Annotated in this window: 13 protein-coding genes; 10 read left to right on the forward strand and 3 right to left on the reverse strand. The window is 46.8% G+C overall.

Features of this window, described 5'->3' with window-relative positions; all coding sequences use genetic code 11:
* Nucleotides 1-341: 341 nt before the first annotated feature.
* From DWX26_RS04190 to DWX26_RS17060, 3 genes are all read left to right on the forward strand, one after another.
* A complete protein-coding gene (locus DWX26_RS04190) occupies nt 342-1,922 on the forward strand; it encodes an ATP-binding cassette domain-containing protein (RefSeq protein WP_055267832.1) in 1,581 nt (526 codons plus the stop codon).
* 105 nt (nt 1,923-2,027) lie between these two features.
* A complete protein-coding gene (locus tag DWX26_RS17055) occupies nt 2,028-2,561 on the forward strand; it encodes a hypothetical protein (RefSeq protein WP_227093459.1) in 534 nt (177 codons plus the stop codon).
* Between the two features lie 155 nt (nt 2,562-2,716).
* Nucleotides 2,717-2,980, forward strand: coding sequence for a hypothetical protein (locus tag DWX26_RS17060; protein ID WP_227093461.1), 264 nt, complete (start codon nt 2,717-2,719; stop codon nt 2,978-2,980).
* A gap of 38 nt (nt 2,981-3,018) precedes the next feature.
* Here DWX26_RS17060 and DWX26_RS17835 read toward each other — a convergent pair whose 3' ends face one another.
* The gene (locus DWX26_RS17835) at nt 3,019-3,093 is read right to left on the reverse strand and encodes a DUF6783 domain-containing protein (protein WP_373141018.1); all 75 of its coding nucleotides are present in this window, start codon (nt 3,091-3,093) and stop codon (nt 3,019-3,021) included.
* Nucleotides 3,094-3,144: 51 nt separating this feature from the next.
* Between DWX26_RS17835 and DWX26_RS04200 the strand changes: the two genes are divergently transcribed.
* The 3 genes from DWX26_RS04200 (at nt 3,145) to DWX26_RS04210 (ending at nt 6,693) form a co-directional block, all read left to right on the forward strand.
* Complete coding sequence (locus tag DWX26_RS04200) at nt 3,145-4,752, forward strand: spermidine synthase (protein WP_055227879.1); 1,608 nt, start codon at nt 3,145-3,147, stop codon at nt 4,750-4,752.
* Nucleotides 4,753-4,896: 144 nt separating this feature from the next.
* Complete coding sequence (locus DWX26_RS04205; RefSeq protein WP_055227880.1) at nt 4,897-6,120, forward strand: M28 family metallopeptidase; 1,224 nt, start codon at nt 4,897-4,899, stop codon at nt 6,118-6,120.
* Nucleotides 6,121-6,198: 78 nt separating this feature from the next.
* Nucleotides 6,199-6,693, forward strand: coding sequence for a GNAT family N-acetyltransferase (locus DWX26_RS04210; protein WP_055227881.1), 495 nt, complete (start codon nt 6,199-6,201; stop codon nt 6,691-6,693).
* Here DWX26_RS04210 and DWX26_RS04215 read toward each other — a convergent pair.
* Nucleotides 6,662-7,549 carry a LysR family transcriptional regulator gene (locus DWX26_RS04215; RefSeq protein ID WP_055227882.1) on the reverse strand — a complete coding sequence of 296 codons (888 nt, stop codon included), beginning with the start codon at nt 7,547-7,549 and terminating at the stop codon, nt 6,662-6,664. The genes DWX26_RS04210 and DWX26_RS04215 overlap by 32 nt on opposite strands.
* A gap of 123 nt (nt 7,550-7,672) precedes the next feature.
* Here DWX26_RS04215 and DWX26_RS04220 point away from each other — a divergent pair, with 123 nt between their 5' ends.
* The 4 genes from DWX26_RS04220 to DWX26_RS04235 all read left to right on the forward strand — a co-directional run bounded on the left by DWX26_RS04220 (nt 7,673) and on the right by DWX26_RS04235 (nt 12,967).
* Nucleotides 7,673-9,040 carry an MATE family efflux transporter gene (locus tag DWX26_RS04220; RefSeq protein WP_055227883.1) on the forward strand — a complete coding sequence of 456 codons (1,368 nt, stop codon included), beginning with the start codon at nt 7,673-7,675 and terminating at the stop codon, nt 9,038-9,040.
* A 284-nt stretch (nt 9,041-9,324) separates the two neighbouring features.
* Entirely contained in the window at nt 9,325-10,665 is a 1,341-nt protein-coding gene (locus DWX26_RS04225) for an MATE family efflux transporter (RefSeq protein WP_070103223.1), read from the forward strand.
* Between the two features lie 88 nt (nt 10,666-10,753).
* Nucleotides 10,754-11,599, forward strand: a complete 846-nt coding sequence (locus DWX26_RS04230) for a S8 family peptidase (RefSeq protein WP_055227885.1) — start codon at nt 10,754-10,756, stop codon at nt 11,597-11,599.
* A gap of 165 nt (nt 11,600-11,764) precedes the next feature.
* On the forward strand, nt 11,765-12,967 hold the full coding sequence (locus DWX26_RS04235) for an NADP-dependent isocitrate dehydrogenase (RefSeq protein WP_055217983.1): 1,203 nt from the start codon (nt 11,765-11,767) through the stop codon (nt 12,965-12,967).
* 98 nt (nt 12,968-13,065) lie between these two features.
* Here DWX26_RS04235 and abc-f read toward each other — a convergent pair whose 3' ends face one another.
* Nucleotides 13,066-14,991 (reverse strand): ribosomal protection-like ABC-F family protein, encoded by a 1,926-nt coding sequence (abc-f, locus tag DWX26_RS04240; protein ID WP_055227886.1) that lies wholly within the window; start codon nt 14,989-14,991, stop codon nt 13,066-13,068.
* Nucleotides 14,992-15,026: the final 35 nt, after the last annotated feature.

The following is a 15,026-nucleotide window of genomic DNA, read 5'->3' on the forward strand; positions in this document are numbered from 1 at the left end:
CCCTTTGGAGGGCTAATAATAAACCACCAGTTGAACTGGTGGTTGCTAACTAGAAAAAAAGAAAGAACATGAACGTGTAAAGGTGAGGGAATGTATCTGAAATAATTTAAGCTGGAAAACACAATTGTATTTTGATAGGACCTGTTTGAAACAGGTTATTTTGTGTACGCTTAAATTAGATACTCAGACGATTCGTTATGTTCCGACACCAGTGCCATGCACGCTGTGTCTGTTTAGGATGCGGGTCTGTTTTGCGTACGCAAAGCGGGCTCGCTTTTTAAATACTCTAGGCAGAATTTTTTATACGTGAGAAAAAGAAAAACAGGCAGAAGGGAGTTTTTATGGCACAGATCAATGTCAGTAATCTAACTTTTGGGTATGAAGGAAGTTATGATACAATCTTTGAAAATGTATCGTTTTCAATCGACACCAGCTGGAAGCTTGGTTTTGTGGGAAGAAACGGAAAGGGAAAGACAACGTTTCTTCAGTTACTCCTGGGAAAATACGAATACCAGGGAGCGATCACCCGCTCGGTTGTCTTCGATTATTTTCCGTATCCGGTGAAACAAAAAGATCTGGAACGGACAGCAGCGGAGCTGATGGAAGACTGGAAAGCGGGAGTAGAGAGCTGGAGAGTTCTTTGTGAATTGGAAAAACTGGATATGGACGCAGAACTTTTGTACAGACCATTTGGTACGTTAAGCTTTGGGGAGCGGACCAGGGTTATGCTTGCAGTCCTTTTTTCCGGTGAAAATGATTTTCTGCTGATCGATGAACCCACCAACCATTTGGATCAGGACGCCAGAGAGATTATCAAAAAATATCTGGCGTCAAAAAAAGGATTTATTCTGGTATCCCACGACAGGGATCTGCTGGATGCCTGCATCGATCATGTGCTGGTTTTAAACCGGGCCTCGATCGAAGTACAGAGCGGCAATTTTTCCAGCTGGTGGGAAAACAAGGAAAAAGCAGATCATTTTGCCAGAATGGAACATGAAAAACGTGTAAAAGAAATTGGAAAACTAAAGGCAGCCGCCGACTGTTCTTCGCGCTGGGCAGAAAAAAATGAAAATACCAAGATTGGATATGATCCAGCCAAAGAACATGACAGATCGATATCGACACGATCGTATATCGGAGCAAAGACGAAGAAAATGCAGTCGCGCGTCAAAGCGTACGAGGAGAGAATGGACCGGGAGATCGAGAAAAAGGAAGGGCTGTTAAAAGATATCGAAACGGTAAAAGATTTAAAGATTATGCCGCTTTCCCATTACAAAGAACGGCTGATCGAATGCAGGGATTTTTCCTTAAAATATCGGGATGGAAAAGAACATGTGATCACCGGATTGAATTTTGAACTGAAACAAGGAGACCGTGTTTTTCTGAAAGGAAAAAATGGCTGTGGAAAATCCAGCCTGATCAAGTATATTCTGACGCAGAACCTGCAAAATTCTTCCAATGGCGGAATCGAAAAGCGGAAAATTACGATGTCCGGATGCGAAAATCTTTCCGGCGAAAATATAATGGCAACGGGTACCTGTTCGATTGCCTCAAATCTCGTCATTTCCTATATCAACCAGGATACCTCGCATCTGTCCGGAACACTGAAAGAATTTGCCAAAAAGCAGGAAATTGATGAGCCAATGCTCCTTTCCATGTTGCGCAGCCTGGATCTGGACAGAGAACAGTTTGTAAAAAACATGGAGGAATTTTCCGAGGGACAGAAGAAAAAAGTATTGATTGCTGCCAGCCTTTTAACACCTGCGTATCTCTATCTGTGGGATGAACCGCTGAATTATATTGATGTATTTTCACGGATGCAGATTGAGAAACTGATTGCGCAGTTCCAGCCAACGATGCTGATCGTGGAGCATGATGCAAGGTTTGCCAAAAAGCTGGCAACGAAAGTGGTAGAGCTTTGACCAGAAGAATAAACGGAAAGGTTATGACTGAAAAAAAACGAGACTTCTTATGGAGGTCTCGTTTTGCTATGATTAAAAATAGTAAAAAAAGGAGGAATTCACATTATGACAAAAAGAAAAATAATGCTGATTACGGTTTGCTTTGCTATTTTTGCTATATCGCTTCTGCTATCCAGACAGTTTTTTAAAAGCGCTGGAAAAAGGAATATGGATGTTCCGGCAGCGGGATCTGAACAGATAGAGGATTCAAAGGATACAGAAGAAATGACAGAGCTGGAAGAAACAGAAAGAACAGCAGCATCAGAAGGGGCAGCAGAACCGGAAAAAGTGGAAAATGTTACCATAGGAAGTGAGAAATACCGGGGATTTATCCTGGATTGTGTCCTGCATTCGGAGCAGGAGGGGGATATTCATTATAATGTATATATTCCGGATTCTTATGACGGAACAAAAGAATATGCATTATATGTAACACTGCCCGGCTATCAGGGACTGTACTTTCAAGGTGTGGGGGAAAATATCAGGACAGAGGATTTTGGTTTTGAGGCACAAAAATACAATTCGGAGATAATTATCGTAGCACCGCAGTTAAATGACTGGGGTGAGACATCCGCGGATCAGGCAATCGAGCTGACGTAGTATCTTCTTGAGAATTATAAGATCAATCCGGAAAAGTATATAGTAACGGCTATTCCGGCGGAGGAGAAACGCTGGCGCTGATCCTGGGAAAAAAGCCGGAACTGTTTACTGCAGCGCTCATGTGCAGCTCCAAATGGGATGGAGTATATGAACCGGTGACAGAGGCAAAAACACCGGTCTATTTTGTGATTGGCGAAAGTGATGAATATTATGGATCAGAACCGTTTAAAGAAGCGTATCAGATTTTATATGAGCTGTATGCAGAGCAGGGTTTAGCAAAATCCGAAATAGACAATTTGCTGGTACTGGATATAAAAGAGAAAAATTACTTTGCAGGAACGAAAGTGACTTATCAGCACGGAGGCGGTTATCTGTTCTGTCGGGATGAAAAAATTATGGGATGGCTGTTTGGACATTAAGAGTCATGGAAAAATATATTGCAAAATTCCAAAGAAGTCTATAGTATGATAGTAGAGCGCGTTTGAAAAATCATTTCCGCATTCTGTGCGTTCCATTTTGCGGTATGTTTCACTCTTTTGCCGGCATGATGGCAGCAAAAAGATAAAATAAAAAAGGAGTCGACATGGAAAGAAAAAATCGTGGCATCTTAAAAAACAAGTTATTTTTGTATCTGACAGAATTTTTTTCCGGAATGTCTGTGATGGCGGTAGAACTTGGTGCGAGCAGGCTGCTTGCCCCGTATTTTAGTTCTTCACAGATTGTATGGACGATCATCATCGGAACCATCATGATTGCTATGGCACTGGGAAATATCTATGGAGGCAGAACGGCGGACAAGTCGCCCAATCCGGACAAGCTCTATGGACGTATCATCGTAGCTGCTTTATGGATTGCGTTAATTCCCGTGGTCGGAAAATATATCATTGTTGGCATTTCTGCGGTTCTGATTTTTTCCGTAAATAACAATTTTCTGATCCTGGCTGCGTTTGTGGCCTGTATGGTAATTTTTGTGTTCCCGTTATTTTTACTGGGTACGGTAACTCCGTCGCTGGTCAAATATTCGGTGAGCAATCTGGATGATAACGGAAAAACGGTGGGAACACTGGGAGCATTCAATACGATCGGCAGCATTATTGGTACCTTTGTGCCGACGTTTGTTACGATCCCTGCGGTTGGAACATCGATCACTTTTCTGATCTTTGCGGGAATTTTACTTGCGTTATCCATCGTGTATTTTGTGATGGAAAAAGCAGGGAAAAAGAAAGTGATTGCATCGGTACTTATTTTCGCGTTCTGCTGTGGAACAGGTTATTCCGATTCCTTCGCATTCTGGGAAAACAACCTGACATATGAGGGAGAGTCTGTATACAACTATCTTCAGGTGTACGAAAATGATGAGAGAGTAGCATTGTCTACCAATGTTCTGTTTGGCGTACAGTCTGTCTATATGAAGCAGGATGAACTGACCGGAATGTACTATGATTATGCGATGGCGGCGCCGCTTATGCTCAAAGACAAGCCGACAGATCAGATGGATGTGCTGATCCTTGGCATGGGTACGGGAACCTACGCCACACAGTGCAGGAAATATTTTGGGGACATGAATATCGAAGGCGTAGAAATTGATGAGAAGATCACGGATCTCTCTCGGAAATATTTCTCACTCTCAGAGGATGTTCCGGTGACTACTTACGATGGAAGAGCGTTTTTAAACGCCTCGCAGAAAGCATATGATGTGATTATGGTTGATGCATATCAGGACATCACAATTCCATTCCAGATGTCCTCGAAAGAGTTCTTTGCGCTGGTGAAATCGCATCTGAAGGACGATGGCGTCATGGTGGTAAATATGAATATGCGAGGAACGAAAGAGGGAAACATCAATCAGTACCTTTCAGATACGATTGGAAGTGTCTTTACTACCGAGGTTATCGTCGATGTGGCGGGATCATCCAACCGGGAACTCTTTGCGTCGGACGATCCGGACATCGGAAAGAATCTGACGAAGCATACAGGCGAACTTACAAATGCAAATCTGAAAAATATGATGCAGGAAGTTGCTTCAAATCTTACAGAATATCAAAAAGGAAATTATATCCTCACAGATGACCAGGCGCCGGTGGAACTGCTTGGCATGCAGGTGATCGATGAATTGATTAAAGATGAGGTCCAATACTATAAAGATATCTATAAAGAACGGGGAATCAAAGGGTTGATGGAGTCTCTCTGATATTTGGGCGCAACATGGAAAAGCGTAAATCATGAAAATCTGGCTTGCGCTTACAAATGGGATTTCGATTTTGGTTATGAGCAAGTAGCGAAAGCGGATTGCGAATATCCGCTTGACTAAAGGAAGAAAGGGAAGGTAAATATAATGAAATTACAATCTATTTTTGACCAGACAGATTTTGTGCATGCAAGCGGCACAAAAGAAGAATTGCAGGTTGCAAATTATTTAAAGGAGCAGTGCGAGACATTAGGAGTCCCGGCAGAACTGGAAAGTTTCCGCGTTGCAATGGGCGAAATCGAAGAGGCACATTTGTATGCAGACGGGATGGGAATTCCATGCAAAGCGCTCACATGCTGCGGAAGCGGAAGCGTGGAAGGCGAACTCTACTATATGCCGGGAACCGATCCGGTTTCCGTTGCCGGTGCAAAAGATAAAATTGTGCTGATGGATACGCAGGGAATCGGATTTTTTGCGTACCAGGATTTGATGAAAGCAGGCGCGAAAGCGATTCTGTTCCAATATGGAAACAGCTATTACCCACATACAGACATTGATCAGAGAGATCTTCGGGAAGCCGTTGTCGGAGAGGAAAAGAAAGTGCTCTGCGCTATGATTCACTCCGCACAGGCAGTAGAACTTGTGAAAAATAAAGTAAAACAGATCCGTCTGGAAATCCGGCAGAAGGAATACGATGGAGAATCCCATAATGTGATTGCAGAATTGCCGGGAAAAAGAGAAGAATGGATCGTTTTAAGCGCGCATTATGATACGACATCGCTTTCGCATGGTGCATATGACAACATGAGCGGATGCGCAGGGCTTCTTGGAATCATGGAGCAGATGAAAGGGAAAGAGCTGAATTATGGTCTTCGGTTTGTATTCTGCGGAAGCGAAGAAAGAGGACTTTTAGGATCAAAAGCGTATGTCAGAGATCATGAAAAAGAACTGAGACAAACAGTACTGAACATCAATCTGGACATGATCGGAACGTATATGGGAAAATTTATCGCCTGTGTATCGGCAGAAGAAAAGCTTACCCATTACATCAGCTATATGGCTGCAGAAGTTGGATTTCCAATTGCGGCAGAAAACGGCGTCTATTCCAGTGATTCCACACCATTTGCCGATCATGGGGTTCCGGCTGTTTCGTTTGCGCGTATTGCCAACGGAAATGTCGCCCCGATTCACTGCCGCTACGATGTCAAAGATGTGATGTCGATGGAGCAGCTGCAAAAAGATATTGATTTCCTGACAGTATTTACCGGAAGATTCGCAAACGCAGCGGTCTGCCCGGTGGCAAGAGAAATACCGGAAACGATTCGGAAACAATTGGATGAATATTTGTTTCGCAAGAGAAAAGAAGCCTGATATACTTCGATCACGGATATGAGCAGCGAGACGAATTGCAAATAGGAAAAAGAACGACAGTGGCAGGAGAGAGAAACCATGAAAAAAATAGAACTGGTAGAAATCAGGCAGGTAAACGATGCCCTTGCAGAAATGGTTGCGCTGTTTCGAGTAGAACTGCGTTCCTATAAAGGAATTGCATCAAAACCGAACGTGGAAGACGGACGGGAAGAAATGAAGGAATACCTTTTAGCAGGATTTCCAGTGTTTGCCGCTACGGTGCATGGCGAATACGCAGGTTATGTTGTCTGTCGTATTGAGAGCGAGGTGGTGTGGGTGGAATCCATCTTTGTCAGAGAAGAGTACCGCCGGCAGGGAGTCGCTGCCGCACTGCATGGCAAGGCAGAAGAAATTGCAGCTTCTTATGGAAACGATACGGTTTACAACTATGTCCATCCCAATAACCACAGGATGATTGAATTTTTGAGAAAGCGTGGTTACACCGTTCTGAATCTAATTGAGATCCGTAAACCGTATCAGAATGAAAAACTGACGCAGACGATTACGGTTGGGGAACATGAATTTGATTATTGAGGGAGTCATTTTCATCCCACAATTCCAGAAAAGCCCGAAGTTCAGACGGAAGGCGCCCCTTGCGCCAGGCAAGCAGGATTTCGGTTGTAAGGTCTGCATCTGTGATGGTGCAGGCCTTTAATTTATGGGAAAGATTCAGCATGGAGGCCGGCAGAAGAGCGATGCCAAGGCCTTTTTCTGCCATTGTCATTGCCGTGCGGGCGTCCTCGCAGGTGAGATAGATATCGCAGAACAGACCTGCCTGCTCGAAAGCGGAGAGCATGTATTTCCGGTAGCGGTTCGACAGAATCAGCGGCTGCTCGGCAAGTTCTGTAAGCGAAAGGGTTTCACGCCCGGCAAAAAGCGGGTGAGAAGGGAGTGCCATGGCGGTGATGCTCTCTTTTAAAAGGGTCTTCGTCTCGCAGCCATTTAAAACGATTGGCGTGCGGAGCGTGGTGAGATCCACCATGTGATTTTCGAGCTGGTCTTTTAAAGCAAAGGTAGAACCTTCGTGGACATCGAAATGGATGTGCGGGTATTTCCAGGAAAATCGCAGGAGATAGTCGGCGAGCAGTGAAACGGTGGATGGCGTCATGCCGATGTGGAGTGTCGCAGACTGACTGGATTTTACGACTTCGCGCCTGGTGAGATCCGCAAACATCAGAAGCGTTCCTGCCTGTTCATACAGTGTTTTTCCTGCCTCGGTCAGAGTGATTTTCTTCGTGCCGCGGATGAGAAGAGGAACCTGAAGCTCTTCCTCCAGCATTTTGATCTGATAACTTAACGGCGGCTGTGTCATATGCAGCACCCGTGCCGCCCCGCTGATGGTTCCCGCATCCACGATGGCGCGGAAGTATTCGAGTTGTCGAAGTTCCATAAAAATCCTCCTGAAAAAAATATATAAAAATTATTTAATTTCAATATAAAAACAATAATTTACATATAGAATACGCCATGCTATACTGAAAAGCAAGTGAAAAAGAAGGGAATGAGGGAACAAATGAAACGAATTGATTTCGAACATGGAACCGTAACCGGAAACATCCTCGGGGCAGCGCTCCCGATGCTGGTTGCTCAGATTTTGAGTCTGCTGTACAATATTGTAGACCGCGTCTACATCGCGCGGATCCCGGAGGTAGGAACGGCGGCACTCGGTGCAGTCGGTCTGTGTTTTCCGCTGATCGTTATCATCACAGCATTCAGCAACTTGTTTGGAAGCGGCGGCGCTCCGCTGTTTTCGATTGAGCGTGGAAAGAATGATCAAAAAAAGGCGGAACGTATTATGAATACGTCGTATTCCATGGTATGTGTCTGTGCTGTCATACTGATGGTGATCGGCTTTTTGTTTGCCCGTCCACTGCTGTCGCTGTTCGGTGCATCGGCAGATGCGATGGTATACGCGTATCCTTATATGATGATTTATCTGATCGGAACTTTGCCGTCGATGGTGGCAACCGGCATGAACCCGTTCATCAACGCGCAGGGCTACTCGACCGTTGGCATGCTTTCCGTCACGATCGGAGCGGTCGCAAACCTGCTGCTTGACCCGCTGTTTATCTTTGTATTTGGCTTTGGTGTGCAGGGGGCTGCGATTGCAACTGTGATTTCCCAGACACTTTCCGCCGTGTTCGTTCTGTATTTCCTGACCCGAAAATCGGAACTGAAAGTGCGCTTTGTGCGGAAAGATGAAATTTCTGAGTGTGCAGGCTATGCGAAAAATATTGTCAGCCTCGGTACCGCGGGATTTATCATGCAGCTGACCAACAGCCTTGTCACGATCTGCTGCAACAACGTACTCTCTGTGACCGGCGGTGATATTTACATCTCTGTTATGACGATTGTATCGAGCGTGCGTCAGCTCGTCGAGACACCGATCTATGCAATGAATGAGGGAACTTCTCCGATTTTGAGCTATAATTACGGTGCACGCCGTCCGGCCCGCGTGCGCAAGGCGATGTGTGTCATGAGTGCGATGATCCTCGGCTATACCGCAGTGATGTGGAGCGTGATTGTTCTGGCGCCGCATGCGCTGATCGGTATTTTCAGTTCGGATGCGGTACTGACAGCAGATGCGGTTCCGGCTCTGAAGCAGTACTTTGCAGCATTCATTTTCATGGATCTGCAGTACATTGGACAGACCGTATTCAAATCTCTGAATAAAAAGAAACAGGCGATCTTTTTCTCTCTGCTCCGAAAAGTATTCATTGTTGTACCGCTCACCTATCTGATGCCGTACGTACTCCACATGGGAACGGACGGTGTCTTCCTTGCCGAACCGGTATCAAACGTAATCGGCGGAAGTCTCTGCTTTATCACCATGCTGATTCTGGTTCTGCCGGAATTGAAGCGAATGGAGCAGCAGAAGTAATAGTTTTGAAAAGCTTTTGAAAAAAGTACAGGAAGATATTTACCGAAATCGTTTCGGCAGATATCTTCCTGTTTTTGTTGCGATACATACGATAAAAAGGGTTAGATTCCCCTTTTTCGCTGCGCTGCATTCGAAGAGAGCTGCCGGTGGCAGTTTCTGCAGGTGAAAAAATTATAAAGTATAGCTAAAAACTATTTTGCTGTATCGAAGATAAGTATTTGATCTTTCCGGAAATTCACGCTACACTGGAAACAGCAAAAACAAAAGAACAGGAGAGGGTTTTTATGGAAGAAAACAAAATGGGAACGATCCCGGTCAGCCGTCTGGTGATTTCCATGGCGCTGCCGCTGATGCTGTCACTTCTGATTAATTCGCTTTACAACTTCGTGGATTCCGTGTTCGTTGCGCGGGTTTCTGAGGATGCACTGACGGCAATTTCCCTGGCGGCTCCGATGCAGCTCATTGTATCATCGCTCGGTCTTGGAAATGCGGTCGGCCTGAACGCCGTCATTTCCCGGGCACTTGGAGAAAAGAATCAGAAAAAGGTAAAAGATGCAGCGAGCGCCGCGCTTTTTCTTGCATTCTGCTCGTGGATTTTAAACAGTATTTTATGTATCGCATTTGCCCGGATCTATTTTGAAAGTCAGTCCGGCGGCAATGAAGCCATCGCAGCGTATGGCATCCAATACTTAAGTATCTGTATGATCGCGTCTCTCGGCCAGATGGGACAGTGGGTCTTTGACCGGTTTGTTATGGCAAGCGGAAAAGCGCACCTTTTTATTTTTACACTTTCCGCCGCATCGCTGACAAATCTGATTCTCGATCCGATCTTTATTTTCGGCTGGTTCGGCCTTCCGCGGATGGAGACGGCCGGAGCTGCGCTTGCAACCGTCATCGGTCAGTTTATGGGCTGCCTTGCCGGAATGGTAATCAATAAAAAGTGGAACCCGGAAATTCCGTTTGCTTTTACACTGAAACCGGACTGGGTGAGTGTGCGTGAGATTATAAAAGTCGGTTTTCCGTCCACGCTGGTACAGATCCTGACCTCGGTTGTCAATATGGCGATGAATGCGATTATTATTACCTTTTCTTCGACGGCAGTTGCTGCTTTTGGTGTGTGCACAAAGATTCAGAATATTACAACCGTCGGTGTTCACGGTATCACAAACGGTCTGATTCCGATTGTAGCGTACAATTACGGCGCAAAGCAAAAAGAAAGAATCCGTCAGTCGATCCGGTACGGCATTCTTTACGGCGGCGGACTGTTTCTTATCTTTTTTGCCGTGCTGGAATTCTGTCCTGGCGTTGTACTGAAACTTTTTGATGCCTCGGACAATCTGATGCGCATCGGAGTTCCGGCGCTCCGCATTCTGGCAGTGGCCTATCTGCTTTCGATTCCAGGCCTGATCTATCAGGCGGCGTTGCAGGGACTTTCCCTTGGAAAAGAAAGTATGTACATATCCATGACACGCCAGGCGATTCTGCCGCTGGTGTTTGCATTTCTTCTCAAAGGATTTGGAAACCTGAATCTGATATGGGGCGCCTTTGTCCTGGCTGAGCTCTGCGGCATCCCGCTTGCAGCAGCTCTCTGGAAACGGAAAGGGGAAAAGCAGATTCAGTTTTAAGTATAGAAAAGAAAAACAAAAAGGCTGTTCTTTGCGAAAGGCAGCCTTTTTTGCATACCATAAGATAAGAATACACAGGGGCTTATGGATGAAAGAGCAGGAAAATCTGACAGGAAAAGGAATTACAGCCGCCGTGCTGGATACAGGGATTTTTCCCCATATGGATTTTGACGGCCGGATTGTAGCCTTCCGGGATCTTGTGTACGGGCGGGAGACGCCTTACGATGACAATGGACACGGAACGCATGTCTGTGGTATCCTTGGCGGAAGTGGAAGAGCGTCCGGCGGAAAATACCAGGGTGCGGCACCGGGATGCCGGTTTGTCGTAGTGAAGATTCTGGACCGAAGGGGAAATGGAAGAAAGCAGGATATCCTCGCGGCGATTGACTGGGTGTGCAAAGAGCGAATAAGACTTAATATCCGCATTTTAAATATTTCAGTGGGAACAACAGAGCAGGAAAAAACGGTGGATGATCTGCTAGTACAGGCGGTGGAGCGCGCCTGGGATGACGGGATCACTGTTGTGACAGCGGCCGGAAATCTGGGGCCCGCTCCGGGCAGTATTACGGCGCCGGGGAGCAGCAGAAAAGTGATCACCGTGGGAGCGGGCGATCTGCTGGAGCCAAGAAGAGGAATCTCCGGATGCGGCCCGACACGGGACTGCGTCTGCAAACCGGATCTTGTCGCGCCTGGAAAACGTCTCATTTCCTGCGCGCCTGGAAGAAGCAGGAAGGAATATGTGGTGAAGAGCGGCACCTCGATGGCGGCACCGCGGGTGTCCGGAGCCGTGGCTTTGGCACTTGAACGGGTTCCGGATCTTACAAATGTCCAGGCGAAAATGCTGCTTTGCGAATCGGCGAGAGACCTTGGCCTTCCGCGCAACCGTCAGGGGCATGGGATGCTTCAAACAGACCGTTTTCTGTCTCTTCTGTGAGACACTGTGCGGCAGCATAAAAAAAGAAAAATGAAGGAAAACACCTCTCATCCTGCAAAAATTGTGTGAATTTATGGGAAAATGCCAAAAAATCAGGCGAATTTTGACTTGACAAGCTATAGGATACTTTATACAATAAACGGGAATAGAAAAAGGAGGCCTACTATGGAAAAAATTCAGATGACCACTCCTCTGGTAGAGATGGATGGAGATGAGATGACCAGAATTCTCTGGAAAATGATCAAAGATGAGCTGCTTCTCCCGTTTATTGACCTGAAAACGGAATATTACGATCTGGGACTGGAACACAGAAACGAGACGAACGATCAGGTAACCGTAGATTCCGCAAACGCTACCAAGAAATACGGTGTAGCAGTCAAATGTGCCACCATTACGCCGAATGCAGCGCGTATGACCGAGTACAATCTGAAAGAAATGTGGAAGAGCCCGAACGGAACGATCCGTGCCATGCTCGACGGAACCGTTTTCCGTACCCCGATTGTCGTAAAAGGCATCGAGCCGTGCGTGCGCAACTGGAAAAAACCGATCACGATTGCCCGTCATGCATACGGAGATGTCTATAAAAATGCAGAAATGCGCATTCCGGGACCGGGAAAAGCAGAGCTGGTTTATACGGCTGAGGACGGCACCGAGACAAGAGAGCTGATCCACAACTTCACCGGCGCCGGTGTCATTCAGGGCATGCACAATCTGGATAACTCCATAGAAAGCTTTGCGAGAAGCTGTTTCGAGTACGCACTGTCCACGAAACAGGATCTGTGGTTTGCAAGCAAGGATACGATTTCCAAGAAGTATGATCACCGCTTCAAGGATATCTTCCAGGAGATCTTCGATGCAGAGTACAAAGAGAAATTTGCAGAAGCAGGCATTACCTACTTCTACACTCTGATCGACGACGCCGTTGCCCGCATCATGAAAGCAGAGGGCGGCTTTATCTGGGCCTGCAAGAACTACGACGGCGATGTCATGAGCGACATGGTATCCTCCGCCTTCGGTTCCCTTGCGATGATGACTTCTGTTCTCGTATCCCCGCACGGATATTACGAGTACGAGGCTGCGCACGGAACCGTACAGCGCCACTATTACCGTCACTTAAAAGGTGAGGAGACATCCACCAACTCCGTGGCCACCATTTTTGCATGGACCGGCGCACTCAGAAAACGCGGGGAAATGGATGGAAACGCAGAACTTTCCGCATTTGCAGACCGTCTGGAAAAAGCAACGATCGCAACGATCGAGAGCGGAAAAATGACAAAAGACCTTGCGCTGATCACCACCATGGAAAATCCGACCGTATTAAACAGCCGTGATTTCATCCTGGCCATCCGCGAGGAGCTGGAGAAATAATTAAACGAAGCAAAAAAGAAAGCCGATCCGGCATTCCCGCAAAAAGGGATGCGCCGGACCGGCTTTTTCTGTTTTGAATTTTCCGGGGAAAACCAGGCCTATTCGGCAAGCTCTTCCCATTTTTCATACAGCTCTTCGAGTTCCGCGGCAATCTCTGCTTTCTCTTTGCTTAATTTCACACACTCTGCCACATTCGTTGCGACTTCCGGTTTCGACATTTCCTCATCAATTTCCGAATCGCGTGTCTCAAGCTCTTCAATTCGTTTCTCCGTCTTTTTCAGCTCGTTTTCTTTCTTGCGGAGACGTGCCTGTTCTTCTTTCTGCGCTTTCCAGTCCAGCTTTGTGGAGGAGGCTTCGGAAGGAGCCGCTGCTTCTTCCGGAGCGGCGGCATCGGCAGCAGGAGCATAGATGCGGGTCAGCTCTTCTTTTTTCTCCAGATAGTAATCGTAATTTCCGATATAGTTGACGAGTGTCTGTCCCGTCAGCTCCAGAATCCGGGTTGCGGTCTGGTTAATAAAATAACGATCGTGGGAGACATATAGCACCGTTCCGGTGTAGTCCTTCAGTGCATTTTCCAGAATCTCTTTAGAGACGATATCGAGGTGGTTGGTCGGCTCGTCGAGGATCAGGAAGTTGGCGTTCGAGAGCATCAGCTTGGCAAGGGAAATTCGTCCGCGCTCACCGCCGCTCAAGGTATGAATCGGTTGGAAGACATCGTCGTTTGTAAACAGGAAGGCGGCCAGCACATTTCGGATTTCGGTGTTTGTCAGATATGGATACGCGTCGGAAATCTCCTGGAAAATGGTCTTTTCCATGTGGAGCACCTGATGCTCCTGATCGTAGTAACCGATTTGTACACGGCTTCCAAGTGTAAAAGAGCCGACATCCGGGCGGATGACTTCGTTTAAGATCTTTAAGATCGTCGTTTTTCCCGTTCCGTTGTTTCCGATGATTGCGACGCGCTCCCCGCGCTTGATTTCGAAATTCAGATCCTGGAAAAGCGTCTGTCCCGGGAAGGCTTTGGAGAGGTGCTCGACGGTCAGCACATCGTTTCCGCTTGTGATGCGCGGTTCCAGACGGATCCGCATATCGGAGCGTACTTCGGTCGGCTTTTCCAGCACATCCATTTTGTCCAGCATTTTTTCACGGCTCTCGGCGCGTTTGATGGATTTCTCGCGGTTGAAAGATTTCAGCTTTGCAATGACTTCTTCCTGATGGTGGATTTCCTGCTGCTGGTTGACCCAGGCATGGTAAGCGGCTTCACGGAGCATTGCTTTTTTTTGACTGTAGGCGGTATAGTTTCCCTCAAAAGTTGTTACTTTTTTATTGTCCACTTCAACGACTTTTGTGACAACGCGGTCGAGAAAGTAACGGTCATGGGAGACGATCAGGACGGCTCCGCTGTAATTTAAAAGATACGTTTCGAGCCAGGAGATCGAGTCCATATCGAGGTGGTTGGTCGGCTCGTCGAGCAGAATGATGTCCGGTTTGGTGAGCAGCAGTTTACCAAGTGCCACGCGGGTCTTCTGACCGCCGGAGAGGGAGTCCACCTGTTTTTCAAAATCGCTCTCGGAAAAGCCAAGACCTTTTAAAACACCGACGACTTCACTGCGGTACGCGTATCCGTTTTCCAGTTCAAAGGTATGGGAGAGGCGGGTGTAGGTGGAAAGAAGTTCATCCAGCTCTGCACCGGATTTTGTATTCATATCACTTTCCATCTGACGGAGGCGTTCCTCCATATCAATCAGATTCTGTTTCGCGGTCAGCACTTCCTGGTAAATGGAAAGGTGTCCGGTCAGATCCTGATGCTGGGCGAGATAGCCCATCGTCTTTCCTTTGGAGAGGATGACCTCTCCCTCATCGGCCCTCATTTCGCCGATGATGATTTTTAACAGCGTCGATTTTCCGGCACCGTTGATGCCGACCAGTGCGGCTTTTTCGCGTTCTTCTATATGAAAAGATGCATTTTTGATAATTTCCGTTGTCCCGAATGCTTTCGAGATATTCTGACATGCAAGAATCATGTGGTTCCTCCAGATAACATATTTCTGTATTTTGA

Source organism: Blautia sp. AF19-1 (assembly GCF_003479155.1).
Taxonomy (GTDB): Bacteria; Bacillota; Clostridia; order Lachnospirales; family Lachnospiraceae; genus Fusicatenibacter; species Fusicatenibacter saccharivorans.

What these genes read in the sequence shown, in the direction of transcription:
- DWX26_RS17055 (WP_227093459.1), top strand. Translation starts at nt 2,028, where the DNA reads ATGACAAAAAGAAAAATAATGCTGATTACGGTTTGCTTTGCTATTTTT.
- DWX26_RS04190 (WP_055267832.1), top strand. Translation starts at nt 342, where the DNA reads ATGGCACAGATCAATGTCAGTAATCTAACTTTTGGGTATGAAGGAAGT.
- DWX26_RS04210 (WP_055227881.1), top strand. Translation starts at nt 6,199, where the DNA reads ATGAAAAAAATAGAACTGGTAGAAATCAGGCAGGTAAACGATGCCCTT.
- DWX26_RS04230 (WP_055227885.1), top strand. Translation starts at nt 10,754, where the DNA reads ATGAAAGAGCAGGAAAATCTGACAGGAAAAGGAATTACAGCCGCCGTG.
- DWX26_RS04215 (WP_055227882.1), bottom strand. Translation starts at nt 7,549, where the DNA reads ATGGAACTTCGACAACTCGAATACTTCCGCGCCATCGTGGATGCGGGA.
- DWX26_RS04235 (WP_055217983.1), top strand. Translation starts at nt 11,765, where the DNA reads ATGGAAAAAATTCAGATGACCACTCCTCTGGTAGAGATGGATGGAGAT.
- DWX26_RS04225 (WP_070103223.1), top strand. Translation starts at nt 9,325, where the DNA reads ATGGAAGAAAACAAAATGGGAACGATCCCGGTCAGCCGTCTGGTGATT.
- DWX26_RS04200 (WP_055227879.1), top strand. Translation starts at nt 3,145, where the DNA reads ATGGAAAGAAAAAATCGTGGCATCTTAAAAAACAAGTTATTTTTGTAT.
- DWX26_RS04205 (WP_055227880.1), top strand. Translation starts at nt 4,897, where the DNA reads ATGAAATTACAATCTATTTTTGACCAGACAGATTTTGTGCATGCAAGC.
- DWX26_RS04220 (WP_055227883.1), top strand. Translation starts at nt 7,673, where the DNA reads ATGAAACGAATTGATTTCGAACATGGAACCGTAACCGGAAACATCCTC.
- abc-f (WP_055227886.1), bottom strand. Translation starts at nt 14,991, where the DNA reads ATGATTCTTGCATGTCAGAATATCTCGAAAGCATTCGGGACAACGGAA.